General features: G+C 68.7%; 29 protein-coding genes. 21 read left to right on the forward strand and 8 right to left on the reverse strand.

All coding sequences use genetic code 11. The features are described 5' to 3' along the window. Nucleotides 1-97: 97 nt before the first annotated feature. A complete protein-coding gene (locus ACSQ2F_RS01545) occupies nt 98-1,234 on the forward strand; it encodes an HD-GYP domain-containing protein (protein ID WP_436019078.1) in 1,137 nt (378 codons plus the stop codon). Between the two features lie 76 nt (nt 1,235-1,310). Here the strand turns inward: ACSQ2F_RS01545 and gpmA are convergent, their stop codons facing one another. Continuing rightward, nucleotides 1,311-2,054 (reverse strand): 2,3-diphosphoglycerate-dependent phosphoglycerate mutase, encoded by a 744-nt coding sequence (gpmA, locus tag ACSQ2F_RS01550; protein WP_436019080.1) that lies wholly within the window; start codon nt 2,052-2,054, stop codon nt 1,311-1,313. A gap of 75 nt (nt 2,055-2,129) precedes the next feature. Here gpmA and ACSQ2F_RS01555 point away from each other — a divergent pair, with 75 nt between their 5' ends. The 5 genes from ACSQ2F_RS01555 (at nt 2,130) to ACSQ2F_RS01575 (ending at nt 5,425) form a co-directional block, all read left to right on the forward strand. After that, entirely contained in the window at nt 2,130-2,540 is a 411-nt protein-coding gene (locus tag ACSQ2F_RS01555) for a rhodanese-like domain-containing protein (RefSeq protein ID WP_436019082.1), read from the forward strand. A 22-nt stretch (nt 2,541-2,562) separates the two neighbouring features. Further along, nucleotides 2,563-2,820 carry a glutaredoxin 3 gene (gene grxC, locus ACSQ2F_RS01560; protein ID WP_436019084.1) on the forward strand — a complete coding sequence of 86 codons (258 nt, stop codon included), beginning with the start codon at nt 2,563-2,565 and terminating at the stop codon, nt 2,818-2,820. Between the two features lie 146 nt (nt 2,821-2,966). Continuing rightward, nucleotides 2,967-3,419, forward strand: a complete 453-nt coding sequence (gene secB, locus ACSQ2F_RS01565; RefSeq protein WP_436019086.1) for a protein-export chaperone SecB — start codon at nt 2,967-2,969, stop codon at nt 3,417-3,419. Between the two features lie 7 nt (nt 3,420-3,426). Then, nucleotides 3,427-4,413: an NAD(P)H-dependent glycerol-3-phosphate dehydrogenase gene (locus tag ACSQ2F_RS01570; protein ID WP_436019088.1), complete on the forward strand. Its 987-nt coding sequence runs from the start codon at nt 3,427-3,429 to the stop codon at nt 4,411-4,413. A 46-nt stretch (nt 4,414-4,459) separates the two neighbouring features. Continuing rightward, nucleotides 4,460-5,425: a Bug family tripartite tricarboxylate transporter substrate binding protein gene (locus ACSQ2F_RS01575; protein ID WP_436019090.1), complete on the forward strand. Its 966-nt coding sequence runs from the start codon at nt 4,460-4,462 to the stop codon at nt 5,423-5,425. A 121-nt stretch (nt 5,426-5,546) separates the two neighbouring features. Here ACSQ2F_RS01575 and trmL read toward each other — a convergent pair whose 3' ends face one another. Continuing rightward, nucleotides 5,547-6,017 carry a tRNA (uridine(34)/cytosine(34)/5-carboxymethylaminomethyluridine(34)-2'-O)-methyltransferase TrmL gene (gene trmL / locus ACSQ2F_RS01580; protein WP_436019092.1) on the reverse strand — a complete coding sequence of 157 codons (471 nt, stop codon included), beginning with the start codon at nt 6,015-6,017 and terminating at the stop codon, nt 5,547-5,549. A 50-nt stretch (nt 6,018-6,067) separates the two neighbouring features. Continuing rightward, nucleotides 6,068-6,772 (reverse strand): ComF family protein, encoded by a 705-nt coding sequence (locus ACSQ2F_RS01585; protein WP_436019094.1) that lies wholly within the window; start codon nt 6,770-6,772, stop codon nt 6,068-6,070. Nucleotides 6,773-6,795: 23 nt separating this feature from the next. Between ACSQ2F_RS01585 and ACSQ2F_RS01590 the strand changes: the two genes are divergently transcribed. The 8 genes from ACSQ2F_RS01590 (at nt 6,796) to ACSQ2F_RS01625 (ending at nt 13,291) form a co-directional block, all read left to right on the forward strand. Beyond that, entirely contained in the window at nt 6,796-7,713 is a 918-nt protein-coding gene (locus ACSQ2F_RS01590) for a class I SAM-dependent methyltransferase (protein WP_436019096.1), read from the forward strand. Nucleotides 7,714-7,839: 126 nt separating this feature from the next. Then, the gene (locus ACSQ2F_RS01595; protein ID WP_436019098.1) at nt 7,840-8,424 is read left to right on the forward strand and encodes a DUF2244 domain-containing protein; all 585 of its coding nucleotides are present in this window, start codon (nt 7,840-7,842) and stop codon (nt 8,422-8,424) included. Between the two features lie 29 nt (nt 8,425-8,453). Further along, nucleotides 8,454-9,623 (forward strand): cytochrome c oxidase subunit II, encoded by a 1,170-nt coding sequence (gene coxB, locus ACSQ2F_RS01600; RefSeq protein ID WP_436019100.1) that lies wholly within the window; start codon nt 8,454-8,456, stop codon nt 9,621-9,623. Nucleotides 9,624-9,657: 34 nt separating this feature from the next. Further along, complete coding sequence (gene ctaD, locus ACSQ2F_RS01605) at nt 9,658-11,289, forward strand: cytochrome c oxidase subunit I (RefSeq protein WP_436019102.1); 1,632 nt, start codon at nt 9,658-9,660, stop codon at nt 11,287-11,289. A 23-nt stretch (nt 11,290-11,312) separates the two neighbouring features. Further along, nucleotides 11,313-11,423, forward strand: a complete 111-nt coding sequence (locus ACSQ2F_RS01610) for a cytochrome oxidase small assembly protein (RefSeq protein WP_436026695.1) — start codon at nt 11,313-11,315, stop codon at nt 11,421-11,423. A 10-nt stretch (nt 11,424-11,433) separates the two neighbouring features. Continuing rightward, a complete protein-coding gene (locus tag ACSQ2F_RS01615; RefSeq protein WP_436019104.1) occupies nt 11,434-12,069 on the forward strand; it encodes a cytochrome c oxidase assembly protein in 636 nt (211 codons plus the stop codon). Then, entirely contained in the window at nt 12,066-12,296 is a 231-nt protein-coding gene (locus ACSQ2F_RS01620; RefSeq protein WP_436019106.1) for a DUF2970 domain-containing protein, read from the forward strand. The genes ACSQ2F_RS01615 and ACSQ2F_RS01620 overlap by 4 nt, the downstream gene beginning before the upstream one ends. Nucleotides 12,297-12,406: 110 nt before the next feature. Then, nucleotides 12,407-13,291, forward strand: a complete 885-nt coding sequence (locus ACSQ2F_RS01625) for a cytochrome c oxidase subunit 3 (protein WP_436019108.1) — start codon at nt 12,407-12,409, stop codon at nt 13,289-13,291. 87 nt (nt 13,292-13,378) lie between these two features. Here the strand turns inward: ACSQ2F_RS01625 and ACSQ2F_RS01630 are convergent, their stop codons facing one another. Continuing rightward, nucleotides 13,379-13,600, reverse strand: coding sequence for a twin transmembrane helix small protein (locus tag ACSQ2F_RS01630; RefSeq protein WP_436019110.1), 222 nt, complete (start codon nt 13,598-13,600; stop codon nt 13,379-13,381). 57 nt (nt 13,601-13,657) lie between these two features. Between ACSQ2F_RS01630 and ACSQ2F_RS01635 the strand changes: the two genes are divergently transcribed. From ACSQ2F_RS01635 to ACSQ2F_RS01660, 6 genes are all read left to right on the forward strand, one after another. After that, entirely contained in the window at nt 13,658-14,407 is a 750-nt protein-coding gene (locus tag ACSQ2F_RS01635) for an SURF1 family protein (RefSeq protein ID WP_436019112.1), read from the forward strand. Beyond that, entirely contained in the window at nt 14,358-15,056 is a 699-nt protein-coding gene (locus ACSQ2F_RS01640; RefSeq protein ID WP_436019114.1) for an SCO family protein, read from the forward strand. Before ACSQ2F_RS01635 ends, ACSQ2F_RS01640 begins: the two co-directional genes overlap by 50 nt. A 3-nt stretch (nt 15,057-15,059) precedes the next feature. Continuing rightward, nucleotides 15,060-16,184 (forward strand): COX15/CtaA family protein, encoded by a 1,125-nt coding sequence (locus tag ACSQ2F_RS01645; RefSeq protein ID WP_436019116.1) that lies wholly within the window; start codon nt 15,060-15,062, stop codon nt 16,182-16,184. Nucleotides 16,185-16,207: 23 nt separating this feature from the next. Beyond that, the gene (cyoE, locus tag ACSQ2F_RS01650) at nt 16,208-17,113 is read left to right on the forward strand and encodes a heme o synthase (RefSeq protein ID WP_436019118.1); all 906 of its coding nucleotides are present in this window, start codon (nt 16,208-16,210) and stop codon (nt 17,111-17,113) included. Further along, complete coding sequence (locus tag ACSQ2F_RS01655) at nt 17,110-17,739, forward strand: SCO family protein (protein WP_436019120.1); 630 nt, start codon at nt 17,110-17,112, stop codon at nt 17,737-17,739. Before cyoE ends, ACSQ2F_RS01655 begins: the two co-directional genes overlap by 4 nt. 133 nt (nt 17,740-17,872) lie before the next feature. Next, nucleotides 17,873-18,484, forward strand: coding sequence for a DUF2244 domain-containing protein (locus ACSQ2F_RS01660; protein WP_436019122.1), 612 nt, complete (start codon nt 17,873-17,875; stop codon nt 18,482-18,484). A gap of 22 nt (nt 18,485-18,506) precedes the next feature. Here ACSQ2F_RS01660 and ACSQ2F_RS01665 read toward each other — a convergent pair whose 3' ends face one another. The 3 genes from ACSQ2F_RS01665 to rpoH form a co-directional block, all read right to left on the reverse strand. Next, nucleotides 18,507-18,719, reverse strand: coding sequence for a hypothetical protein (locus ACSQ2F_RS01665; protein WP_436019124.1), 213 nt, complete (start codon nt 18,717-18,719; stop codon nt 18,507-18,509). A gap of 171 nt (nt 18,720-18,890) precedes the next feature. Next, complete coding sequence (locus ACSQ2F_RS01670) at nt 18,891-19,790, reverse strand: MBL fold metallo-hydrolase (protein WP_436026697.1); 900 nt, start codon at nt 19,788-19,790, stop codon at nt 18,891-18,893. Nucleotides 19,791-20,106: 316 nt separating this feature from the next. Continuing rightward, nucleotides 20,107-21,054 carry an RNA polymerase sigma factor RpoH gene (gene rpoH / locus ACSQ2F_RS01675; protein ID WP_436019126.1) on the reverse strand — a complete coding sequence of 316 codons (948 nt, stop codon included), beginning with the start codon at nt 21,052-21,054 and terminating at the stop codon, nt 20,107-20,109. A 275-nt stretch (nt 21,055-21,329) separates the two neighbouring features. Between rpoH and ACSQ2F_RS01680 the strand changes: the two genes are divergently transcribed. Then, nucleotides 21,330-21,674, forward strand: a complete 345-nt coding sequence (locus ACSQ2F_RS01680; RefSeq protein ID WP_436019128.1) for a stress response translation initiation inhibitor YciH — start codon at nt 21,330-21,332, stop codon at nt 21,672-21,674. Nucleotides 21,675-21,753: 79 nt separating this feature from the next. On the opposite strand, the gene ACSQ2F_RS01685 is transcribed toward ACSQ2F_RS01680, so the two are convergent. Further along, complete coding sequence (locus ACSQ2F_RS01685) at nt 21,754-24,936, reverse strand: CHASE domain-containing protein (RefSeq protein WP_436019130.1); 3,183 nt, start codon at nt 24,934-24,936, stop codon at nt 21,754-21,756. Between the last annotated feature and the right edge of the window lie 131 nt (nt 24,937-25,067).

The raw sequence follows: 25,067 nt of genomic DNA on the forward strand, positions 1-25,067 counted from the left end.
GAGACACCTTCCGTTACAGCTTTCGCCGCTTGGGCCGATAAGTCCTTTACGGACGTCTTGCTCGGGCTCTGCCCGCGACGGCCGCGAGGGAGGTGGCATGCAATTGCTCAGGCTCGTCCAGTCGCAGGTTCAATTGGGCGTCGCGTTGCCCTGGGGTGTGCGTGACGCGAGCGGCCAGCTGCTGCTGGCCCGTGGACAGGTGCTGCACGACAGTGCGCAACTGGACGCGCTGCTGGCACGTGGCGCCACGGTCGACGCCAGTGAAGTGCGTGCAGCGGCGGCGGCTGCCGCGGCCGCACGTGCGGCGCAGCAGTCGGCCTCGAATCACCCTGCCACCTTGTTCGCGCTGTGGGAGAAGCTGCTCTGGGAGCTGGAGCGCGTCCTCAAGTCGGCGTCCGAGCCCGAGGGATTCGTGGCCCGGGTGGAGGCGGTGGCCACCCACCTCGTGGCGCTGGTCGATCGCGACCCGGACATCGCCATCTTCCTGGCCGTGCGACAGAACCCGCGGCGCTTCTCGGTGTACCCGCTGACCCATGCGACGCACACCGCGGTCGTCGTCCTGCTGATGGCGCGGCGCATGGGCTGGCCGGCCGCGCAGGTCCTCACCCTGGTGAAGGCGGCCCTGACCATGAACATCGCCACCTTGCCGCTGCAAGGGCGCATGGCAGCCCAGGGCGTGGGCATCACGCCGGAGCAGCATGTCATCGTGCGGGCTCATCCGGTCGCAGGCGCCGCGATGCTGCAGGCGGCGGGCGTCTCCGATGCCGAATGGCTCGCAGCGGTGCGGCAACACCACGAGCAGCCGGACGGCACCGGTTACCCCGCAGGCCTGACCGAGATCGTGCCGCCGGCACAGGCCCTTCGCCTGGCCGACGTGTTCCTCGCGAAGATCAGCCCGCGCGCCATGCGCGCCGCGCTGGGGGTGCAGGAGGCGCAGCGCCAGCTCTTCCGCGGCACGGAAGGCTCGCCCATGGCCATGGCGATCATCAAGGAGTTCGGGATCTATCCGCCGGGTGAGTTCGTCACCCTGCGCAACGGCGAGTACGCGGTCGTCGTGCGGCGTGGGGTACAGGCGGCGGCCCCGCTCGCCTCGGCCATCACCGACCGGGCGGGCGTGCCGACCATCCACACGGTGCGCCGCGACACCGCCCGCCCGGAGTTCGCCATCGTTGGCCTGGTGGCCGACAAGACGCTGGTTGAGCGGGTGCCGCCGGAGCGGCTGTACGGCATCTGACCGTTCGGGCGGCTCGAGGCCGGGCTCGCCCCGTTGGCGCGGAGAAGGGCGGGGGCTCGCCGCCCCGCGGCCCGACTCAGGCCTTGCCTTGGCTCGCGACCGCGGCCGCTGCCTTCTTGGCGGCTTCCTCGTCGCCCAGGTAGTAGCTCTTGATGGGCTTGAGGTCCGCGTCGAGCTCGTAGACGAGCGGGATGCCGTTGGGGATGTTGACGCCGACGATGTCGTCGTCCGCGATGTTGTCGAGGTACTTCACCAGCGCGCGGATGCTGTTGCCGTGCGCGGCGATGACGATGCGCTGGCCCGACTTGATGGCGGGGGCGATGCTCTCGTTCCAGAACGGCAGCACGCGCGCCACCGTGTCCTTCAGGCATTCGGTCAGCGGAATGTCGTTCGGGTTCAGCTTGGCGTAGCGGATGTCCTGGCGTTGGCCGCGCGTGTCGTTCGCCTCGAGCGCCGGCGGCGGCGTGTCGTAGCTGCGGCGCCAGATCAGCACCTGCTCGTCGCCGTACTGCTTGGCCGTCTCGGCCTTGTTGAGGCCTTGCAGGCCGCCGTAGTGACGCTCGTTGAGGCGCCAGCTGTTGACGACCGGCAGCCACGTGCGGTCCATCTGGTCCAGCGTGTGCCAGAGCGTCCAGATGGCGCGCTTGAGCACGGAGGTGTAGGCCACGTCGAAATCGTAGCCCTCGGCCTTCAGCAGGCGGCCGGCCTGCTTGGCCTGTTCGACGCCGGTCGGAGTGAGCTCGACGTCGGTCCAGCCGGTGAATCGGTTTTCCAGGTTCCAGGTCGATTCGCCGTGGCGAATGAGCACGAGTTTGTACATGGCAGGGGGCATCGGTTGGACGAAGGAAGGCGAATTCTATAATTCGCGTTTGACCTTCAACCCCTGGGCGCTCCCGTGAACTTCCTTGCTGAAACCTGGTACCTCTTTGCCATCGCCCTGGTCTCGGGCGGCCTGCTCCTGTGGCCGACGATCCGCCGCGGCGCGCCAGCGGGCGGTGTGAGCACGGCCGAGGCGGTGCTGCTCATCAACCGCGAGAAGGCCGTGCTGATCGACGTGCGCGACCCGGCCGAGTACGCCGCCGGTCACGTGATGAACGCGAAGAACATTCCGCTTGCCACGCTCGAGTCGAGCACGCTGCTGCCGAAGAACAAGGCCTTGCCGCTGGTGGTGGTGTGCAACCGCGGGGCGCAGGCCTCGCGGGCCGTCGTTATGCTGAAGAAACTCGGTTACGAGAACGCGCGCACCCTGACGGGCGGCCTGATGGCCTGGCGCGAGGCGAACCTCCCGGTCGAGAAGTCGGCCTGATTCCTTCAGCGAGACGAGCAACATGCAAGCAGTGAAGATGTACACGACGCAGGTCTGTCCCTTCTGCATCCGTGCGAAGAGCCTGCTCAAGGCGCGCGGCGTCGAGACCATCGATGAGATCCGCATCGACGAAGACCCCTCGCAGCGCGCCACCATGATGGAACTGACCGGCCGTCGCACGGTGCCGCAGATCTTCATCGGCGACACCCACGTCGGTGGCTGCGACGACCTGTTCGCGCTTGACCAGCGCGGTGGCCTGCTGCCCCTGCTGAACGGCTGACGCGCGCTCGGCCCCCGACCTGCGGCCGCAGCCCCGGCCGGTCGGGGGGCATGCCGATCGACGCGACGCGGGGCTCATGGATAATGCCCCGCACACCGCCCGCAGCCTCCGGTTGCGGGCCTTTTTTTGTGACTGAGGACGACCCCATGGCAGACAACGACCAGACCCCCGTGTTCCAGATCCAGCGCCTGTACCTGAAGGACCTGTCGCTCGAGCAGCCGAACTCGCCGATGATCTTCCTCGAGCAGAGCCAGCCGCACGTCGACATCAACCTCGGCCTGGCTGTCGACCCGGTGGGCGAGGGCATGTACGAGGTGAGCGTCACCGCCACGGTCACGACCACCGTCAACGACAAGACGCTGTTCCTGGTGGAAGCCAAGCAGGCCGGCATCTTCGAGATCCGCAACATTCCGCAAGACCAGCTGCAGCCCATCCTCGGCATCGCCTGCCCGCAGATCGTGTACCCGTACCTGCGCGCCGTCGTGTCCGACATCTGCACCCGCGCTGGCTTCCCGCCGGTGCTGCTGTCTGAAGTCAACTTCCAGGCCATGTACGAGGCGCAGCAACAGCAGCAGGCAGCGGCCGGCGCCCCCAACTGATCGGACGATGAACGTTTCCGTTCTCGGGGCCGGTGCCTGGGGCACGGCCCTGGCCGTGAGCGTGGCGCCCCGCCACGCCACGCGCTTGTGGGCCCGTGATCCGGCGCAGGCCGCGGCCATCGCCGCGGTTTGCGAAAACACCCGCTACCTGCCCGGCGTGGCGTTGCCCGACGCCTTGCAGGTCACCGATGACTTCGATGCGGCGGTGGCGCATGCGCGCCAGGGGCTCATCATCATCGGCACACCCATGGCCGGCCTGCAGGGCATGCTCGAACGCCTGCCGGCCGATGCGCTCGGCGTGCTGTGGCTGTGCAAGGGCTTCCAGGGAGGCACCGGTCGCCTGGGGCATGAAGTGGCCCAGGCCGTGCGGCCCGAGCTGACGCGCGTGGGCATCCTGTCGGGGCCGAGCTTCGCGCTCGAAGTGGCGCGCGGGCAGCCGGCCGCCCTCGTGGCCGCCAGCGCGGACGAAAGCCTCGCCCGCCTGGCCATCGACGTGCTGCACAGTGACCGGCTTCGCATCTACGCGTCGAGCGATCCCGTCGGGGTGGAGGTGGGCGGTGCCGTGAAGAACGTGCTGGCCATCGCCACCGGCATTGCCGACGGCCTGCAGCTCGGCCTCAATGCCCGGGCTGCACTCATCACGCGCGGCCTGGCCGAGATCACGCGCCTGGGCCTTGCCCTCGGTGCGCGCGCCGAGACCTTCATGGGCCTGAGCGGCCTCGGGGATCTGGTGCTCACCGCCACCGGTGACCTGTCGCGCAACCGCAAGGTCGGGCTGCTGCTTGCCCAGGGGCTGCCGCTCGCGCGCATCCTGCAGGAGCTCGGCCATGTGGCCGAAGGCGTGGCCTGCGCGGCGACGGTGCTCCAGCGGGCGCGCGCCTGCCAGGTGACGATGCCGATCACCGAAGCGGTGGTCGAGGTACTCGAAGGCCGGCTCACGCCGCAGCAGGCCATCCAGTCGCTGATGGGCCGCGAGGCGGCTCGCGAAGTCTGAGGCCCGCGGAGCGGGCGTTCACGCCAACGGAAGAAGGATGCAGCCCATGAAAAGGCGCCAGTGGTTGATCGGTGCGGGCCTTGCGCCCCTCGGCCTGAACGCGGTGGCGCGCACCTGGCCTGACCAGCCGCTCCGCTTCATCGTGCCGTTCCCGCCCGGCAGCTCACCCGACATCGTGGCGCGACTGCTCACCGAGCCGCTCGCGCGTTCACTGGGCCAGCCGATCGTCATCGACAACCGCCCTGGCGCCGGCGGCAACATCGGCACCGGCGCGGCGGCCAAGGCTCGCGCCGACGGCTCGACCTGGCTGTTCACGATCCAGGGCCCGCTGGTCACTGCCCCCCTGTTGGCCCGGCACCTGCCGTATGACCCGGTGCGCGACCTGGCCCCCGTCTCCCTGGTGGCGACCTCGCCGAACGTGCTGGTCGTCGATCCGCGGCTCGGCACGCAGTCCCTGGCGGCGTTCGTGCAACTGGCACGCGAGCGTCGCGGCGCGCTCAACTATGGCAGCGTGGGCAACGGAAGCGCATCCCACCTGGCCATGGAGTGGTTCCGTCGCCGTGCCGGCCTGGACCTGGTGCATGTGCCGTATGCCGGATTCCCGCAGGTGCTGAACGCCCTGCTCGCGGGCGATGTGCAGGCGAGCTTCATGGTGCCCGGTCTGGCCATGGCCCAGGTGCGCGCGGGCAAGCTCCGTGCATTGGGGGTCACGAGCCTGGGCCGCGTGGCCGCGCTGCCCGAGATGCCGACATTGGCCGAACAGGGGCACGCCGGCTTCGAAGCCATCTCGTGGCAGGCGGTGCTGGCCCCGGCCGGCACGCCCGCACCCGTGATCGAGCGCATGTCCCAGGCACTCATCCGCATCATCAAGGGCGATGAGTTCCGCACGCGGCTGCTGGCCCACTACTTCACCGCGGCCGGCACGACCCCCGAGGCGTTGCGCCAGTTGATGGCCACCGAACGGGAGCGCTGGGGCCGCGTCATCAAGCTGGCGGGCGTGGAGGCGGAGTAGGGACCTCGCGGCCACGGGCAGGGATTGCGGCCCATTGACGCTGCGGCCTAGCGGGCAACCCGGGGCATGGTGCAGGCGTTTACCCGACCCTTGATCGGGCGACGCAGCGGTTGACGCTGTGTCAGGCGCCGCCTGCGTACCCTTGCTGCCGCCAGGCGTCGAACACCACCACCGCCACCGCGTTGCTCAGGTTCAGGCTGCGCTGGCCCGGCCGCATCGGCAGGCGCACGCGCTGCGCCTCTGGCAGCTGCTCGCGCAGCGCGGCGGGCAGGCCGGCCGTCTCGGCGCCGAAGATGAACCAGTCCCCCGCTTGCCAGCGCTGTTCGGCGATGAGGTGACTGCCTCGCGTGGTGAAGGCGAAGAGCCGGTCGGGCGCGGGCTGCGCCTCGGCCAGGAACGCCTCCCAGGAGGCATGCGCCTGCACCGGCGCGTACTCGTGGTAGTCAAGGCCGGCGCGGCGCAGCTGGCGGTCGTCCATCGAGAATCCGAGCGGTTCGATGAGGTGCAGTCTGCAGCCGGTGTTGGCGGCGAGCCGGATGACGTTGCCCGTGTTGGGCGGGATCTCCGGGTGGACGAGGACGATGTTGAACATCCGGCGATTGTGCCGCGGCCTGCTGCACCGGCACGCGTGCGATCCGGGGTTCAGTCGCCCGGCATCGGCGTGCGTGCCACGGCCCACACCTGCACTTCGGCGGCACCGGCCTGGCGCAGCGTGGTGGCGAGTGCCGCCGCGGTGGCGCCACTCGTCAGCACGTCGTCGACGATGCCGATGCGGCGACCCGCGACCCATGCCCGCCGTCCGGGCCTCACGGCGAACGCGCCTCTCAGGTTGGCGGCGCGATCCGCCAGCGGCAGGTCGGCCTGGCGCGGCGTCTCGCGCGTGCGCAGCACGATGTCCGGGCGGGCGGGAAACCCGAGGCGGCGCGCCAGCTCCCAGGCCTGGTTGAAGCCGCGTTCGCGCAGGCGCGCGGCACTGAGGGGCACCGGCAGCAGCAACTCGGGCGGCGGCCCCGCCGCCTGGGCCACGGCGTGGCGCAGCCGGGCGGCCAGGGCCCCGGCGAGGTCGAGTGCGCCATGGAACTTGAAGTCGACCAGCAGGCCGCCCCAAGGGTGGGCGTAGTCGACGGCGGCGACGGCGCGGTCGAAGGCGGGCGGCGCGGCAAGGCAGTGCCCGCAGGTGAGGTGGGCGGCCGGCACGCGAAGGGCGCAATGGCCGCAGCGGGGGGAGGTCTCGGCGAAACGCCGGATGCAGGCGTCGCAGAGGCGCGTCCGTCCCCAGCCGTGGCACACCGCGCAGAGACTCGGAAGGCAACTCGGGATGTCGAAGCGCAAGCGGGGGAAGGGCACCCGGTCAATATACTGGCCGCCCGATGACCGAAGCCGCCAACACCCCGCCCGAAACCACCACGCCTCGACGGCCCCTCGACCTGCGGCGCGTGCTCACGGTGCTCAACCGCCTGGTGCGGGCCGACGGGCCGCCCTGGCTGCATGGAGAGGTGGCCCGCCGCATGGCCGAGCGGCTTGGCATCATCCGCTTGAAGCCCGAGGTCGTCGTCGACTGGTGGGGCTTTGCCGGCGCAGGCGGGCAGGCACTGGCCGATACCTATCCACGGGCGCGCCGAATCGTCGTCGAACCGACCGAAGGCCTGCGTGAGCGCAGCCGCAAGGCGGCCCGGGCGGGGCGTTGGCCATGGCAGCGCGGGACCGGCGTCGAGGTGGTTTCAGCGGATGACTTGTCGCCGAATGGCGCTCAGTTGATCTGGGCCAACATGATGCTGCACGGGGTGTGGGATCCTACGGCCGTGCTTGACCGCTGGCACCGTGCGCTGGCCGTCGATGGCTTCGTGATGTTCTCGTGCCTCGGGCCCGACACGTTGCGGGAACTTCGCGACCTGTACGCGCGGCTGGGCTGGCCGCCCGCCATGGCGGAGTTCATCGACATGCATGACCTGGGCGACATGCTGGTCCACGCGGGGTTTGCCGACCCCGTCATGGACCAGGAGACGCTCCGGCTCAGCTGGCCCGACGCCGAGGCTTTGCTCGCGGAACTCCGCGGGCTCGGGGGCAACGCGTCACCGAGCCGCTTCGCCGGGCTGCGAACGCCGCGCTGGCGTCAGCGCCTGGTCGATGAACTGAACGCGTTGCGCGGCCCCGATGGCCGCTTGCACATGCGTTTCGAGGTGGCCTACGGGCATGCCTTCAAAGCGCCTCCTCGCCCTGCGAGAAGCAGCGAGACCACGGTCTCGCTGGAGCAAATGCGCACGCTTGTGCGCAAGCGCGACACTTGAACTTGAGTGTCGGGCTTGCGCCTGCGTTAAACTGGCGGGCTTGAACGACACACGTTCGCCCCCAGAATGCGCTCGCCGGTCGCCCGGCCGCCGGTCTGGCGGTGAATCGCCGGCCCCGACCTCTGCATGTCCGCTACCACTTCGTCCATCGCCTGGCCCACGGGAGGCATCCGTTCCGGATTCCGCTTCGGCCGCGAGACGTCGTCGCCCGGTCGTGCGGCTGAAGGGTCCGACTGGTCCGTGGACTGGGTCCTCGAGCGGGCAGCCGCCAATCGTCGTGCAGGTCGGATCGGGGCGTTGATCGCCTATGCCGTCCTGTGCGCCGCGTCGCTGGCCGTGGCGTCCTCGTTCTGGGCCGAAGGTGCCCGGGTGGTGATGCCGGTGGCCTGGGCGCAACTGATGCTGATCGGTGGTATCGGCTGGGCGGTCGCCCGCCATGCCAGCGACCGCGAATGCATCGTGTTGCGCGGAGATCGCTTGACCGTCGAGCGTGCGAGCGGGTCGCACGTGGAGCGGGTCGAGTTCCAGCCGGCGTGGGTGCGGGTCGAACCCGAGCATGACGACCGCTCCCTGATCGAGCTGTCGGGCCAGGGTCGGCGCATTGCGGTGGGGCGATTCGTCGCCCCGGAGCAGCGCCGCCAGCTGGCCGAGGAGTTGCGCTTGGCACTTCGCCGCTGGCACCAGGGTGGGCCGAAGCCGGCATCGATGTGAATTTGGAAACTAGAACGACCATGATGAAGATGACGAACTCACTGCGGCCCGTTTGGCACAAGGCCAGTCAGCTCTGCCTGGCAGCGTGCATCACGCTGGGCAGCACCGCGGCCATGGCCGTGAACGACCTGCGGGGCGGGCCGGCGGTGAACCAGATCGATCTGCACCCCCCGGTCACCCAGATCGCCTCCGAGCAGCAGTGGCTGCACAACTTCATGCTGATCATCTGCACGGTGATCTTCGTCGGCGTGTTCGGCGTGATGTTCTATTCGATCATCAAGCACCGCAAGTCCAAGGGCGCCAAGTCCGCGAACTTCCACGAAAGCACCACCGTCGAGATCATCTGGACGGTCATCCCCTTCCTCATCGTGATCGGCATGGCCCTGCCGGCGACCAAGGTCGTCGTGGCCATGAAGGACACCAGCGCCGCCGACCTCACCATCAAGGCGACCGGCTACCAGTGGAAGTGGGGTTACGACTACCTCAAGGGTGAAGGCGAGGGCATCGGCTTCCTGTCCACCCTGGACGCCACGCAGCGCGAGGCCTCCGACGCCGGCAAGCCGGTCGGTGACGACTACCTCCTGAAGGTCGACAACCCGCTCGTGGTGCCGGTCGACAAGAAGATCCGCATCATCACCACCGCCAACGACGTGATCCACGCCTTCATGGTGCCGGCCTTCGGCATCAAGCAGGATGCCATCCCGGGCTTCGTGCGCGACACCTGGTTCCGCGCCACCCTGACCGGCGACTTCTACGGCCAGTGCGCCGAGCTGTGCGGCAAGGAACACGCCTACATGCCGATCCACGTGAAGGTGCTGTCGGCCGCCGACTACACCGCCTGGACCGAAGCCAAGAAGAAGGAACTCGCCGCCAAGGCCGACGATCCGAACAAGGTCTGGACCCTGCCCGACCTGATGGCCCGCGGCGAGAAGGTGTACGCCAACTGCGCGGCCTGCCACCAGGCCAACGGCAAGGGCGCCGGCCCGATCAAGGCGCTCGACGGTTCGCCGATCGTGCTCGACGCCGACATCACCAAGGAAATCAACGTGGTGCTCAACGGCATTCCGCCCGGCATGCCCTCGTGGAAGCAGCTGAGCGACACCGAGATCGCGGCCGTCATCACCTACACGAAGAACAGCTGGTCCAACAAGACCGGGCAACTGGTGCAGCCGAAGGATGTTGCGGCGCTCCGCAAGTAATCCGTCACCGAACCGCGCCTAAAAGGAAGACCCCATGAGTGCAGTACTCAACCCCCACGGCCACGTTGCCGGTGACCACGGCCACGACCACGCCCATGACCATCCCCACGGATGGCGTCGCTGGGTGTTCGCGACCAACCACAAGGACATCGGGACGCTGTACCTGCTGTTCTCGTTCACGATGCTGATGATCGGCGGCGTGCTCGCGCTGCTGATCCGTGCCGAGCTGTTCCAGCCCGGCCTGCAGGTCGTGAACCCGCAGCTGTTCAACCAGCTGACCACCATGCACGGCCTGATCATGGTGTTCGGCGCGATCATGCCGGCTTTCGTGGGCTTTGCGAACTGGATGATCCCGCTGCAGATCGGTGCCAGCGACATGGCATTCGCGCGGATGAACAACTTCAGCTTCTGGCTGATGATTCCCGCGGCCATCATGCTGGTGGCGTCGTTCTTCATGCCCGGTGGCGCGCCCGCCGCGGGCTGGACGCTCTACGCGCCGCTCACGCTGCAGATGGGCCCCTCGATGGACGCCGGCATCTTCGCGATGCACATCCTCGGCGCCAGCTCCATCATGGGCTCGATCAACATCATCGTGACCATCCTCAACATGCGCGCCCCTGGCATGACGCTGATGAAGATGCCGATGTTCTGCTGGACCTGGCTCATCACCGCCTACCTGCTGATCGCCGTGATGCCGGTGTTGGCCGGCGCGATCACGATGACGCTGACCGACCGCCACTTCGGCACCAGCTTCTTCAACCCCGCCGGCGGCGGTGACCCGATCATGTACCAGCACATCTTCTGGTTCTTCGGCCACCCCGAGGTGTACATCATGATCCTGCCGGCGTTCGGCATCGTCAGCCACGTCGTGCCGGCCTTCGCCCGCAAGCGCCTGTTCGGCTACACCTCGATGGTGTACGCCACCGCGTCGATCGCCATCCTGTCGTTCATCGTGTGGGCCCACCACATGTATGCCACCGGCATGCCCGTCACCGGCCAGCTGTTCTTCATGTACGCCACCATGCTGATCTCGGTGCCCACGGGCGTGAAGATCTTCAACTGGGTCGCCACCATGTGGCGCGGCTCGATGACCTTCGAGACCCCGATGCTGTTCGCCGTGGGCTTCATCTTCGTGTTCTCGATCGGCGGCTTCACCGGCCTGATCCTGTCGATGGCCCCGATCGACATCCAGCTGCAGGACACCTACTACGTCGTGGCCCACTTCCACTACGTGCTCGTGGCCGGCTCGCTGTACGCCATGTTCGCCGGCGCCTACTTCTGGCTGCCCAAGTGGACGGGTGTCATGTACTCCGAGGCGCGCGGCAAGTTCCACTTCTGGGGCTCGCTGATCACCTTCAACGTGACCTTCTTCCCGATGCACTTCCTGGGTCTGGCCGGCATGCCGCGTCGCTACGCCGACTACCCGATGCAGTTCGCCGACTTCAACGCCCTGGCCACCGTGGGTGCCTTCGGCTTCGGCCTGATGCAGGTGTACTTCTTCCTCGCCGTCGTGCTGCCTTGCATGCGCGGCAAGGGTGAGCCTGCACCGCAGAAGCCCTGGGACGGTGCCGAAGGCCTGGAGTGGGAAGTGCCGTCGCCGGCGCCGTTCCACACCTTCGAGAACCCGCCCAAGCTGAACGCCGCGGCCAACAAGATCGTCGCCTGAGCGGACGGAGCGTCGTCATGGTCATGAGCACCGAACAGAAGAAGAACAACCGGCGACTGGGGTTAATCCTCGCGTCGATCGCGCTGATCTTCTTCCTGGGCTTCCTGGCCCGGATGGTGTTCTTCGGTCGCTGAAGCGCAGGCCATGGCGACGTCCCCCGACTCCAAGACCGCCCTGCTCGGGCGCGACAACCGGCGCATGTTCGGCAAGCTGGCCGTCATCGTCGGGTTGATGTTCGGCTTCGGCTATGCGCTGGTGCCGATGTACGACGCCATCTGCAACGCGCTGGGCATCAACAACCTGGCGCGCTCCGAGCTCATCACGTCCGGCCACACCGGCCAGAAGCTGAACACCCAGGTCGACACCTCGCGCACCATCACGGTCGAGTTCGACGCCAACGCCCGCGGCCCGTGGGACTTCAAGCCGGCCGTGCGCTCGATCGACGTGCACCCGGGCGAGATGGCCACGGTCATGTACGAGTTCCGGAACATCCAGGACCGCACGATGGCGGCGCAGGCGATCCCGAGCTACGCGCCCAAGCAGGCGATGGCGCACTTCAACAAGGTCGAGTGCTTCTGCTTCAACGAGTACACGCTGAAGGCGGGTGAGTCGAAGCAGTGGCCGGTCGTGTTCGTCGTCGACCCGAAGTTGCCCAAGGACGTTCGCACCATCACCCTGTCGTACACCTTCTTCGAGGTGGGCGGCAAGGTGCCGGCCGCGCCTGCGGGCAAGGCCACCGACCGCGTGGCGGTCACGGCCTCGAAGGAGCCGCAGTCGTGAGCGACGGCCTCAAGTCGGCGGTGCGGCGCAAGCTGTCGTTCTGGCAGACCTTGCGCGCGGTCGGGTGGTCCTTCTTCGGCGTGCGCAAGTCGGCCGAATGGGAGAAGGACGTGGGTCAGTTGAACCCCGTCCACCTGATCATCGCCGGGCTGATGGCCGCCGTGTTGTTCGTGGTCGTGCTGGTGCTGCTCGTTCAGTGGGTCATTGCAAGCGGGGTGGCGGCTTGAGGGCGCCAGCGGGACACAAGCCAGTGAAATGAAGAATGCGCGCCGACGGCAGGGGAATCGCCGTCGACGCACACAGGTTCCAAGCAAAGTCAGAATCGCAGGAGAAAAACATGTCGGCAGCGACACATCACGGCCAAGCGCCTTACTACTTCGTTCCGGGGCCGTCGCGCCATCCGGTCATGGCAGCCGTCGGCCTCTTCTTCGTGATCCTGGGTGCCGGCCAGTGGGTCAACGGCCACCAGTGGGGCGCCTACTCGCTGGCCTTCGGCCTGCTGTGGTGGGCCTTCGTCCTGAAGCAGTGGTTCGGTGACTCGATCCGCGAGAGCGAAAGCGGCCTCTACAGCGACCGCATCGATGTCTCCTACCGCTGGAGCATGGCCTGGTTCATCTTCTCCGAGGTGATGTTCTTCGGCGCCTTCTTCGGCGCCCTGTACTGGGCGCGCGTCTACTCGGTGCCCAGCCTCGGCAGCCTCGAGAACGCCATCCTGTGGCCGGACTTCAAGGCCTTCTGGCCGAGCTCGGTCCCGGGCTACACCGCTGCACCGGCCGGCAACGTCGAAGCCTTCACCACCATGGGCCCGTGGCCCATCCCGACCATCAACACCGCGCTGCTGCTGACCTCGGGCGTGACGCTCACGATCGCCCACCACGCACTGATCGCCGGCCACCGCGCCAAGACCATTGGCTGGATGTGGGCCACGGTGATCCTCGGCATCCTGTTCCTGGGGCTGCAAGGCTACGAGTATTTCCATGCCTACAACGACCTGAACCTGAAGCTCACCTCCGGCGTTTACGGCTCCACGTTCTACATGCTGACCGGCTTCCACGGTTTCCACGTGTTCGTCGGCATGCTGATGCTGCTGTTCATCACCCTGCGCCTGCAGAAGGGCCACTTCACCCCGCAACGTCACTTCGGCTTCGAAGGCGCGGCCTGGTACTGGCACTTCGTCGACGTGGTCTGGCTCGGCCTGTACGTCATCGTCTACTGGCTCTGACGCAGGCGGCGTCCGCCAACGAAAAGGAGCGCCGAAGGGCGCTCCTTTTTGCTTGGCGGGGTGGTGCGTCGCGGTGCGCTGCCGGATTCAGCGCCGCACCGGCACGCCGGTGGGTTCGATCCAGCCCAGCTGGTAGCTGATGAGGATGAGCACGAAGACGAGGATCGACAGGCCCACCCGCACGGCGAGCGCACGGGCCATGTTGCGCGACTTGGGCGCATCGCCCTTGCCGCCTCGCATCATGAAGAAGCCGGCGGCCACGAGCGCGCCGATGATCAAGACAAAGGCAATGCCGACGAGGTATTTCATGGCGGCTGATTATTCCACTGCGGGGCCGGGCGCGCCGGTGCGGCCATGAGGGCGCCCATGGCACCGCGCGGACCGCGCTGGCGCCAAGCCGTCGTGCTGCTGGCCACGCTGGTGGGCGTCGCCGTCACGGCCCGCCTCGGGCTGTGGCAACTCGATCGCGCAGGGCAGAAAGCCGCGCTGCAGGCCGCGCTCGATGCGCGGGCCGGGGAGCCGGCGCTGGCGCCTTCGGCACTGGCGGCATCGGCCGAGGAGGCCGTCGGCCAGCACTACCGCCGGGTTCGCCTGCGCGGTGAGTGGGTGCCCAGCCACACGCTGTTCCTCGAGAACCGCCAGATGAAGGGCCAGCCCGGCTTTTTCGTCGTCACGCCGCTTCGGCTGCCGGGCGACGCCGGCGCGGTGCTGGTGCAGCGGGGATGGGCCCCGCGCGACATCCGGGACCGCCAGATCGTGCCGGAGGTGCCGACCCCCGAGGGCCCCGTGGAGGTGCTGGGGCAGGTGGCGCCGCCCCCGGGCCGGCTCTACGAATTCGACGGCACCGCGGCCAGCGGGCCGATCCGACAGAATCTCGATGTGGCGCAGTTCGCCCTGGAAACCGGCCTGGCGCTGCGCCCGCTTTCGGTGGTCCAGGTCGAGGGCTCGCCCGCCGCTGCAGGCGATGGCCTGCGGCGCGACTGGCCGGCTCCGGCCGTGGACATCCAGAAGCACCACGGTTACGCATTTCAATGGTTTGCGCTTTGCGCGCTGATGACAGGTCTGTATGTCTGGTTCCAACTCATCCGTCCCCGACTCCCGTCCCGAGCCCGCTGAGGGCCTGAGCCTGACGGTGCACACGCTGCCGAACCTGGCGCCGGAGCGGCGCCGGCTGTCGGGCCGCCTGCAGATGCTGATGGTGCTGGCGGTGTGTGCCGCGCCGGTCATCGCGTCGTACTTCACCTACTACGTGGTGCGGCCGGGTGGTCGCACGAACTATGGCGAGCTGATCGATCCGCAGCGCAGCTTGCCGTCCCTGCCGCTGCAGAGCCTCACCGGCGAGCCGGTGCCGGCCAGTTCGCTGAAGGGCCAGTGGCTGCTCGTGGCGGTCGCGGGCGGCGCCTGCGATGCCGCCTGCGAGAAGACGCTCTACCTGCAGCGCCAGCTGCGCGAGACCCTGGGCCGCGAGAAAGATCGAGTGGACAAGGTGTGGCTGATTCCCGATGGCGCGGCGCCGCGGCCGGAGGTGCTCGCGGCGATCAACCCGAAGGGCGCCGAAGCCACGGTGCTGCGCGTACCGGCCGAGGCCCTGGCCGACTGGCTCAAGCCGGCGGCAGGCCATGCCCTGGCGGATCACTTCTATGTCGTCGATCCCATGGGCAACTGGATGATGCGATTCCCGGCTGACCCGCAGCCCGCCAAGGTCAAGCGCGACCTGGAGAAGCTGCTGCGGGCGTCGGCATCGTGGGACAACGCGGGGCGCTGAGACATGCCGCCCAACGCTCCCCCTGCCTATGACTTCGCCCCGCTGGCGCTGCTCGCGCTCGTGGGTGTGCTGCTCGCGCTGGTGCCGCTGGCCTGGGTGTCCTGGCGGCACCGCGGCGCGGGCGCGGGTGCGCGCTGCAAGGCGCTGACGGTGCTGACGCTCTTCCTCACCTTCGACCTGGTGCTCTTCGGCGCCTTCACCCGCCTGAGCGACTCGGGTCTCGGCTGTCCCGACTGGCCCGGTTGCTATGGCAGCGCGAGCCCGATCGGCGCGCATGCCGACATCCGTTCGGCCGAAGCGGCGATGCCGGACGGCCCGGTGACGCGCGGCAAAGCCTGGATCGAGATGATCCACCGCTACCTGGCAACCGGCGTCGGCGTGCTCATCACGGTGTTGATGATCGCGGCGTGGCGCTCGCACCGGCGGCGTGAGCCGCAAGCCGTCTCTCCCTGGTGGCCCACCTTCACCTTCGTCTGGGTCTGCCTGCAGGGGGCGTTCGGCGCGCTCACCGTCACGATGAAGCTCTACCCGGCGATCGTGACCCTGCACCTGCTCGGCGGTCTCGGCCTCCTCGTGCTGCTGGCGGCGCAGACGCAGGCGCATCTGCGCCGGCCTCTTCAGCTGGCGCCTGGCGTTCGGCGCCTGGCCTGGGTCGTCGCCGGGCTCACGGTGCTGCAAGTCACCCTGGGTGGCTGGGTCAGCACCAACTATGCGGTGCTGGTGTGCACCGACTTCCCGACCTGCCAGGGCCAGTGGTGGCCGCCGATGGACTTCCACCACGGCTTCGCCGTGCTGCGTGAGCTGGGCGTGGGGCGCGACGGCGAAGCCCTGTCATTCGCGGCGCTCACCGCCATCCACGTGGTGCACCGCATCGGCGCCGCCGTGCTGCTCGTCGCGATGACCAGCCTGATCTGGGCGCTGCACCACAGCACGGACCCGGCCGGGCCCCGCTGGGCGCTGGCGCTCGGCGTGGCGGTGACGTGGCAGGTCGCCACCGGCCTGGGCAACGTCGTGCTCGGTTGGCCCCTGCTGGCGGCACTGGCGCACACCGGCGGGGCCGCGGCCCTGCTCACGCTGCTGGCCGTGATGATCACGCGCGCCCGGCAGGCAGATACCCCCAACCCGTAAAATTGCGGGCCACCGTTGCACCCATGTCCAATACCCTGTCCACTCCCCTGGCCGCGCCCCGCATGTCGCGCGTGCGCCAGTTCAACGCGCTGACCAAGCCGCGGGTCGTCCAGCTCATCGTGTTCTGCGCCGTGATCGGGATGCTGCTCGCCGAGCCCGGCCTGCCCGACTGGCGCTTGGCCGTCCCGGCCGCCGCAGGCATCTGGCTCGTTGCAGCCGCCGCTGCCGCCTTCAACTGCGTGGTCGAGCAACGCATCGACGCCAAGATGGCCCGCACCGCGTGGCGACCCACGGCGAAGGGCGAACTCACCAACACCCAGACCCTGCTGTTCTCCGCCGTGCTCGGCCTGGTGGGGAGCGCCATCCTCTACCTGCTCGTGAACCCCCTCACGATGTGGCTGACCTTTGCCACGTTCGTGGGTTATGCCGTGATCTACACCGTGGTGCTCAAGCCCATGACGCCGCAGAACATCGTCATCGGCGGCGCCTCGGGCGCCATGCCGCCGGTGCTCGGCTGGGCTGCGATGCGCGGCGAGGTCGGGCCGGAGGCGCTGATGCTGTGCCTGATCATCTTCCTGTGGACGCCGCCGCACTTCTGGGCGCTGGCGCTGTACCGCGCGGAGGACTACCGCAAGGCCGGGCTGCCGATGCTGCCCGTCACCCACGGCAACGAGTTCACCCGGCTTCACGTGCTGCTCTACACCCTGGTGCTGTTCGCTGCCACGCTGCTGCCCTTCATCTTCGGCATGAGTGGCTACCTGTACCTCGCAGCCGCCGTGGCGCTGGGGGCCGGCTTCATCGGCCACGCCTGGAAGCTGTGGCGCAGCTATTCCGACGCGCTGGCGCGCAAGACCTTCCGCTTCTCGCTGTGGCACCTCTCGCTGCTGTTCGGCGCCTTGCTCATCGATCACTACCTGTTGCTGCTGTGAACACACTGCCCTTCGCGTTTTCCCGTCGCGCCCTGCTCGGGCTCGGCCTGGCGGGTTCTGCCGTCCTGGCCGGGTGTGACAAGCTGCTGCCGTCCAAGCCAGCGAGTTTCAACGCGGTCGACATCACCGGCGCGGGCTACGGCAAGAACCTGGCGCTGCCCGATGTCGACGGCCGGCTGCGCACGCTGGCCGAGTTCAAGGGCAAGGTCGTCGTGCTGTTCTTCGGCTTCACCCAGTGCCCCGACGTCTGCCCCGGCACGCTGGCTGAACTGGCGCAGTTGAAGAAGGCGCTCGGTCCGGATGGCGATCGCGTTCAAGGCATCTTCGTCACCATCGACCCGGAGCGCGACACGCCCGAGGTGCTCAAGGGCTACGTGAAGAGCTTCGATCCCGGCTTCGTGGCCCTGCGTGGCACGCCGGAGCAGACCGCCGCCGCCGCCAAGGAGTTCAAGGTCTACTTCGCCAAGGTGCCGAGCAAGACGGGCGACGGTTACTCCTTCGACCACACCGCCGGCTCCTACGTCTTCGACGAGAGCGGCGAGGTGCGCCTGTTCACCCGCTACGGCGCGCCTGGGGGCCAGGAGGCGCTCGTTGCCGACGTCCGGCAGCTGCTGAAGGCCGGCTGAGCGCCGGTTCGCGGGCGCTCCCGAACCCGTTCCCGGTAGCGGCCTGGCCGACCCTCTGGCACCGTTCCACACCTTCGAGCACCGCTGAAGCTCGATGCCAAAGGCCCGGTTCTTGGACGCATGAGGCCCTCGCATGGACGTCGATCCTGTTGTTGCGTTGCACCCGGACGCCGGCGCTGCCCTCCAGGCCCGAGACGGCCCGGCATCGCGGTGGCACATGCCGCGGAATTGTTCGCTCACCCCTCGGCAGTTGGCAGGCGCCGCGCTGGGGGTGATGGGCTCGGTGGCTGCCGTGTCGGCCGCATTCACGGCACTGGGATACGCATGGGTCGCGGTGTTCGGCGTGCTGGAAGTCTCCGCCTTTGCCGTGGCGTTGGCCGTGTACACGCGTCACGCCTGCGACGCTGAAACCTTGATGTTGAACGGCGAACGGCTGGTGGTGGAGCAGCGCTGCGGCGGGCAGGTGCTTCGCACCGAACTGCAGATCGCATGGCTGCGTGTCGTCGCACCGAACCGCCCCACCGGGCTGGTCGAACTCTGGCAAGCCGGGCAGTGTGTTCGCGTCGGACGTCACCTTCCGGCCGGAAGGCGGAGCCGCTTGGCGCGCGAACTCCGCCGCGCGCTGGTCGTGGCCGCGCGCCCGACCGGTGTCGAAGGCGTGCTGGCCATGCCAGCGCTGGGCCCTGGCGAGCGGTTGACGCCGACGCTCCAGCACCGCGCCCACGACGCCGGTCGGCATCCTTGACCGGCCGCCCGGGCGGAGCTGTTCAGTCGCTCGTCGGGGAGCCGCCCCGGGATCGTTGGCTTTCGGGCACCTGGCCGTGCGGCGTCGGGTCGGGGGCTGCTCCACCCGAGCTCAGCGGTGACTTGTCATAGCCCTCACGCACGTTGTCGAGCGCAGCCTTGGCCCGTTCAGCTTCTGCCTGGGCTTGGCGGTCGCTGTCCTTGGAGATGCCGCTCGGGTCCGTCTTGGCATTCATGGCGATTCCTTGGGTCGTGATGGTGCGTTGAACTCGGCAAGGGAGATGCCTTGACCGGCCGTCTTCTACAACGGTGCAGGCGGGCTGGACGCGGCCATGGACATGCACCCGCATTCACCAATGCCGGTCGACGCATCGGAAGGGCAGCGCCTTCGCTCCCAGCTCAAGGTGCTACCGACGCGAGGCCTCTCGCAGCGGGCGGGCGAACCCGCGCTGCAGGGCGCTGGCCTGGTCGTCCAGTGCGCGTCGGCTCAGGCGTTCGAACTCATCGGGGTCGTGTGAACAGAACACCTTCACATCCGGGTGACCGTGGGCCAGATGGCGCAAGCGCTCCTGGTTGCGCAGGCGCAGCCTGCGGTTCTTTTCCATCAGGGTCTGGTACAAGCGCAGGCCTGGCGTGCAGGAAGGCCGTTCGAAATTCATCTCGCCATGGTGGAAGTAGGCATCGCCCGCCTGCAGCGCCCAGCCCGACGCCGTGCGAATCGCCACGCCAGCATGGCCGTGGGTATGACCGGGCAAGGGAACCAGCGCCACGTCTTGCGGCAAGCCTTGCCCGGTGCACACGCCCTGGAAGCCGAACCATGTTTCACCGCCCGAGTGCCCGTGCAGCTGCCAGCGCGCCCGGCTGGACCATTGCTGCGGGCGATAGCGCTGCCGGTCGAGCCACGTGGTCTGCCGGGCCGCCTCATCGCGCTCGCGGCGCATCAGGTGGATCTGGGCCAACGGGAAATCGTCGAGCCCGCCGGCATGGTCGAAGTCGAGGTGGGTGAGCACGATGTGCCTGACGTCGGACACACGGTGCCCGGCGGCTTCGATCTGCCGCGCCGCCGTCATCTCCTCGCGGAAGTCCGGGCTCAGGAGGGAGAGGAAGAAGCTGCTGAGGCGGCTGGCCGGGTTGGCCACGTCACGCAGGCCGAAGCCCGTGTCCACGAGCACCAGCCCGTCGTTGGACTCCACCAGCAGACAGTGGCAACACAGCCGACCCCGCTCGAAGATGGAGCCTGACCGCCCATCCATCAGGCGGCCGCCCAACGGGCAGGAGGACACGCAATTCAAGTGGATGAGCCGCATCACAAGGCCTTTCAGCGCCGCGCCGCGCGGCGTCCATGGCTGGATGTCGGCAAGGGGGATGCCGAGGCCGGCATGCACGTTCGGACCGTCTTCTCGGGAGGCGGAGCGCATGGCGTTTCGGTGGCGACACGGGCGTCTCGCCGTGCGGGCGGGCCGGACGACAGGCCAGGCGGCGCACTTCGCCAGGAGGATGCGCAGACGGACGAGGCCGAGAGGGCGCGCCGGTAGACGGCGGGCCTGCGGCGCGGAGGCTGATGCAGTACGCCAGGGCACCGCACCGGAAACACGGGGCGCCATGCGGCGCCCCGCGGCTGCGTCAGGCGGCGACGAGCGCCTTGCGCATCTTCTTCATGGCGGCCACCTCGATCTGGCGGATGCGCTCAGCGCTCACGCCGTACTCGCCCGCCAGTTCGTGGAGCGTGAGGCCGCCGGAGCTGTCGTCATTGACCTTCAGCCAGCGCTCTTCGACGATGCGGCGGCTGCGCGGATCAAGCGCGTCCAGGGCCTGGTTGATGCCGTCACCGGCGAGCCAGTCACGGCGCTGGGCCTCGATGACACGGGTGGGCTCGCTGCTGTCGTCGGCCAGGTAGGCGATCGGGGCGTACGGCGTGTCGTCGCCGTCGTCACCCTGGGGCTCCAGCGCGACGTCGCCGCCGGACAACCGGGTCTCCATCTCGAGCACTTCCTCGCGCTTGACGTTCAGGTCGCGTGCGACGGCATCCACCTCGCCCTGCGTGAGCGTGCTGCGGTGGGTGTGCCCTTCCTGGCCGTCTTCCTTCATGCGCTGCTTCATGGAGCGCAGGTTGAAGAACAGCTTGCGCTGGGCCTTGGTCGTGGCGACCTTGACCATGCGCCAGTTCTTGAGGATGTACTCGTGGATCTCGGCCTTGATCCAGTGCATGGCGTAGCTCACCAGGCGCACGCCCTGGTCGGGGTCGAAGCGCTTGACCGCCTTCATCAGGCCGACGTTGCCTTCCTGGATCAGGTCGCCATGGGGCAGACCGTAGCCGAGGTACTGGCGGGAGATCGACACGACGAGGCGCAGGTGCGACAGCACCAGCTTGCCGGCGGCTTCGACGTCGCCGTCGGCACGCAGACGGCGGGCGGCCTGGACTTCCTCTTCCTGGGTCAGCAGCGGCAGGCGGTTGACGGCGGAGATGTACGCGTCCAGGTTGCCCAGCGAAGGCACGAGGGCCCAGGGGTCGCGAACGGCGAGGGCGCCGGCGACGGGAGACAGGGGCAGGTTCATGGAAGCAGATGACATCCGGGAACTCCTTTCGGGAAGCATATTAGCACTCGCGTCATCTGAGTGCTGAACGGCTCCGAAGTTCCGTCGGGAAGTGAGTGAACGCCCTCGGCGGTGGCGATTCCGGCCGACGGGGGCAGGGGGGCGAGGTTGGAGGCTGTGCATGTCCGGCTCCCGGAGTGCGAGGCAGTACGGCTTGGGTACATGGTGCCCCCGTCAGCGGGTCTGCGCAGCCCCTCGTCTCCGGCAATCGACGTCGGCCAGTTCCGACAGGGGCCGCGCGACAATCGGGCATGGCCCTCGTCTATTCCACCGATGCCGGTCGCATGTGCCCCGGCTGTCGCCAGCCCGCCGATCGCTGCACATGTCGCGCTGCCCCCGCGGCTCCCGTCTTCCCGGATGGGGCGGTTCGGCTGCAGCGCGAAACCAAGGGCCGCAACGGCAAGGCCGTCACCGTGGTGCGCGGCCTGGGCCTCGCTGAGCCCGAGCTGTCGCAGTGGGCCAAAGCCGCGAAGGCGGCCTGCGGTACCGGCGGCACCGCACGGGATGGTGTGGTGGAAATCCAGGGCGACCACCTGGTCCGCCTCACCGAGCTGCTCCAGGCCCAGGGACGCAAGGTCAAGCGGGTCGGCGGCTGATCTCGCCCGGGTGGGCGGGCTGCGCCGGGCGCCACACCAACGCAGTGTCACGCCGATCGGTGCGCGACCCCGCAGGCGCTCAGCCGAAGCGCGTTTCCGCGCTGTCCAGCACGGCGTCCACGACGGCCAGCAGCTCGGCCACGCTGATCGGCTTCGTCAGGTACTGCTGGGCCCCGGCCTGCAGCGCCGTCTCGATCTGCGACGCCAGGGCGTCGGCCGACACCGCCACCACCGGGATGTCCGCCGTGGAGGGGTCCGCCTTGAGGTGGCGCAGCAGCTCGAGGCCGTCGATGTCCGGCAGGTGCATGTCGAGCAGGATGAGGTCGGGTCGGTGCGCCCGAATGGCGGCCAGGCCGTCCAGCCCGGTGATCGACACATCGAGGCGCACCTGCGGACGCCGCGACAGCACACCCCGCATCACCTCGACGTTGGTCTCGTTGTCCTCGACGTAGTGCACCACACGCTGGTGGTAGTCGACGGGCTGCGGCAGGGACGGGGCGACGCCCGCGGCCCGGGGATCGTCCTCGCTGGCGCGCGGCAAGGACAGGATGAACGAGGACCCCTCGCCGGCGGTGCTCAGCGCCCTCAGGCTGCCACCCATCAGCTCGGCCAGGCGCTGGCTGATGACGAGCCCGATGCCGGTGCCTTCCTGACCGGAGCGTTCGCGCCCGAGGCGGTTGAACGGCTGGAACAGCTGGCCCAGTTGGGAGTCCGTCATGCCGAGGCCGGTGTCGGTGATGGCGATCTCCACCGTGTCCCGCTGAGGCACTCGGGCCGCGATGTGGATGCGACCGCTGTCGGCGTTGTATTTCACCGCGTTGCTGAGCAGGTTCGTCAGGATCTGCTTCACCCGGGTCGCGTCGCCGCGCACGCGCATGGCGGCGCCAGGCAGGTCCTGTGTGATGGCGATGTCCCGGCGCTCGGCGTCGCGCTCCACCAGCGACAGCGTCGTGGCGAGCACCTGGCGCAGGTCGAGCGTCTGCATCTGCAGGCTGAGGGTGCCCGCCTCGATGCGCGAGAGGTCGAGCACGTCGTTGATCATCTCCAGCAAGTGCCATCCGGCGCTCTGGATCTGTGCCACCCACGGCCGGTGCGATTCCGGCAGCGGGTTGCGCTGGTCGAGTTCCATGAGCTGGGCGAAGCCGAGCATGGCGTTCAGCGGCGTGCGGAGTTCATGGCTCATGCGCGACAGGAACTCGCTCTTTGCCAGGTTGGCCGCCTCGGCGAGCGAGCGGGCGCGTTCGGCGTCGGCCAGCCGGAGGTGCTCGGTGATGTCCTCCACCACCGCCACGATGCGTGCCGGCTCGCCCGACGGCGAGCGCAGCAGGGACACGACCGACTGCACCCACACCGTTCGGCCGTCACGCGTCACATATCGCGATTGGCGGCGGAACATCGGGATGTCGCCGACGACGAGTTGCCGGACGAGGGCTTCGTTCTCCATCCGGTCTTCCGGATGCGTCATCAGGGCCACGTCCCGCTGCGCCAGCTCCTCGGCCGGGTGCCCCGTCAGCTCGCAGAAGCGCGGGTTCACCTGCTTGATGCGGCCGTGCAGGTCGGTATAGACCACGCCGATGGGCACGTTGTTGAGGATGTTCCTGAAGCGCTGCTCGCTTTCTCGCAGCTCGGCCTCCGTGCGCTCACGCTCGGCGATCTCACGCTGCAGCGCGACGGTGCGGTCCTGCACGATCGCCTCGATGCGGCGCGCCCGGCCGGTGACGGTCAGCAGCAGCGTGCCGAGCATCGCGGTGGCCAGCAGGCCGATCACCGAGAAGAGCAACGCATTGCGCGCGCGGACGTCCGGAACCGCGTCGCGCTTTGCGGCGACGATCAGGCTCCACTGCCGATCGGCGAAGGACAGTGGCCGCGTGAACGACATGTCGGTGCGGCCGGTGGCGCAGTCGGCGGGCCCCGCCAGCAGCCGGCGCTTCGCCGCCGGGTCGTTGTCGACGATGCACAGCGTCAGGTAGGGCGGGAGGGTCTTGGTGAAGCCGGCGAGCGCATCCTCCATGCGCAGGGTGACAAACACCACGCCGATGGCGGCGGCCTCGCGTTCGTCCGCGGTTTTCGGCGCGCCCCGGTACACGGCCTGGTAGATCACCACGGAGGCCTGGTCGCCGGTTTCCTGCGTCGATCGGAAGCCGGCGGTGGCCGCCCGCGTGTCGGTGCGAATCGCATGGTCGATCGCGGCGCGCGCCACTGCCACGGAGCGCACGTTCACCCCGAGTGCACGCCGGTTGGGTTCCATCGGCTCCACGTAGCGCATCACCACCATGCGGTCGTTCGAACCGGCCGCAGGCGCGGCGTCGTCCCGGTCGTAGACCGTGAAGCCCGGCAGGTCGTTGAGGCGGACGGCCGACTGGTACTCCGGCAGGGCGCCGCGTTGCACCACCTCGCTCCATCCGGCCGCCTGCAGGTGCCCACCGGGCGCCACCCACGACGACGTCGCGCGCCGCATCTCTTCCCGGCTGACCGCATCGGACGCCGCAAACACCCCGCGCAAGGCTTCCAGCGCATGCATCGGGTATTCGAGGCGGGAAGCCAGGTTCGACGTGGCATGCAAGGCGTCCCGTTCGAAGGTCGTCTGCACTCGCGCCTCTTCCCAGCGGTCCACCTGCTTGATGCTGATCGCGACGAGCACCGTCGCGATGAGCATCGTCACGCCCACCGTCCACCGGCGGCCCTGCCATTCGGCCGCCGGCCGGCCGATCCAGCTGAGCACGATGGGCGTGGCCGTGAGCATGCCCAGCACGTCGCCCGTGGCCCAGCTCCACCAGGTGACGGCCAACCCCGGGCCGGTGTGTCCGACGAACCACCACAGCGCAAACGTGCCGACGGACGAACTGACCAGCGCGGCCACGATGGCGCCAAAGCCGAAGAACGCCGCGACATCGCGCGGTTCGCTGAGCGTCAGCGGTTGACTCGTGACGCGCCGCGCCACCCAGGCGCCCAGCCAAGCCTGGGCCGCCGCCCCCGACCCGATCAGCGTTGGCAAGGCGATGGCCACGACGGGCGACAGGTTGGGGCTAGGAGCCACCAGGTAGTTCACCGCGAAAGCGCCGATACCGACTCCGGCCACGGCCCCCCACCCATATGTCAGCACGCAGGCCAGCGCGATGCCACTGGACGGAAACAGCGGCGACGCGTACCCCGGCGGAATCGCCAGCGACAGCGCCGCCCATCCCACCAGCGCATACGCCAACGCCGTCCCCGCGAGAGCGAGAGCCCAGTGCGGCCGGGGACGGGAAGGCGCAGTCGTCATCGGGTGTAGAGGCAGATGGGTGTGCGAGGAGCGGCGATCAGAGACTACCACCTCGGCCCTGCCGCGCGAATCCCGCGCACTGCAGGGTTGGGCAATGCCACGTGACCGGGGCGACGGGCAGGCAACGGGAT

The organism is Rhizobacter sp. LjRoot28 (assembly GCF_964253025.1).
Classification (GTDB): Bacteria; Pseudomonadota; Gammaproteobacteria; order Burkholderiales; family Burkholderiaceae_C; genus Rhizobacter.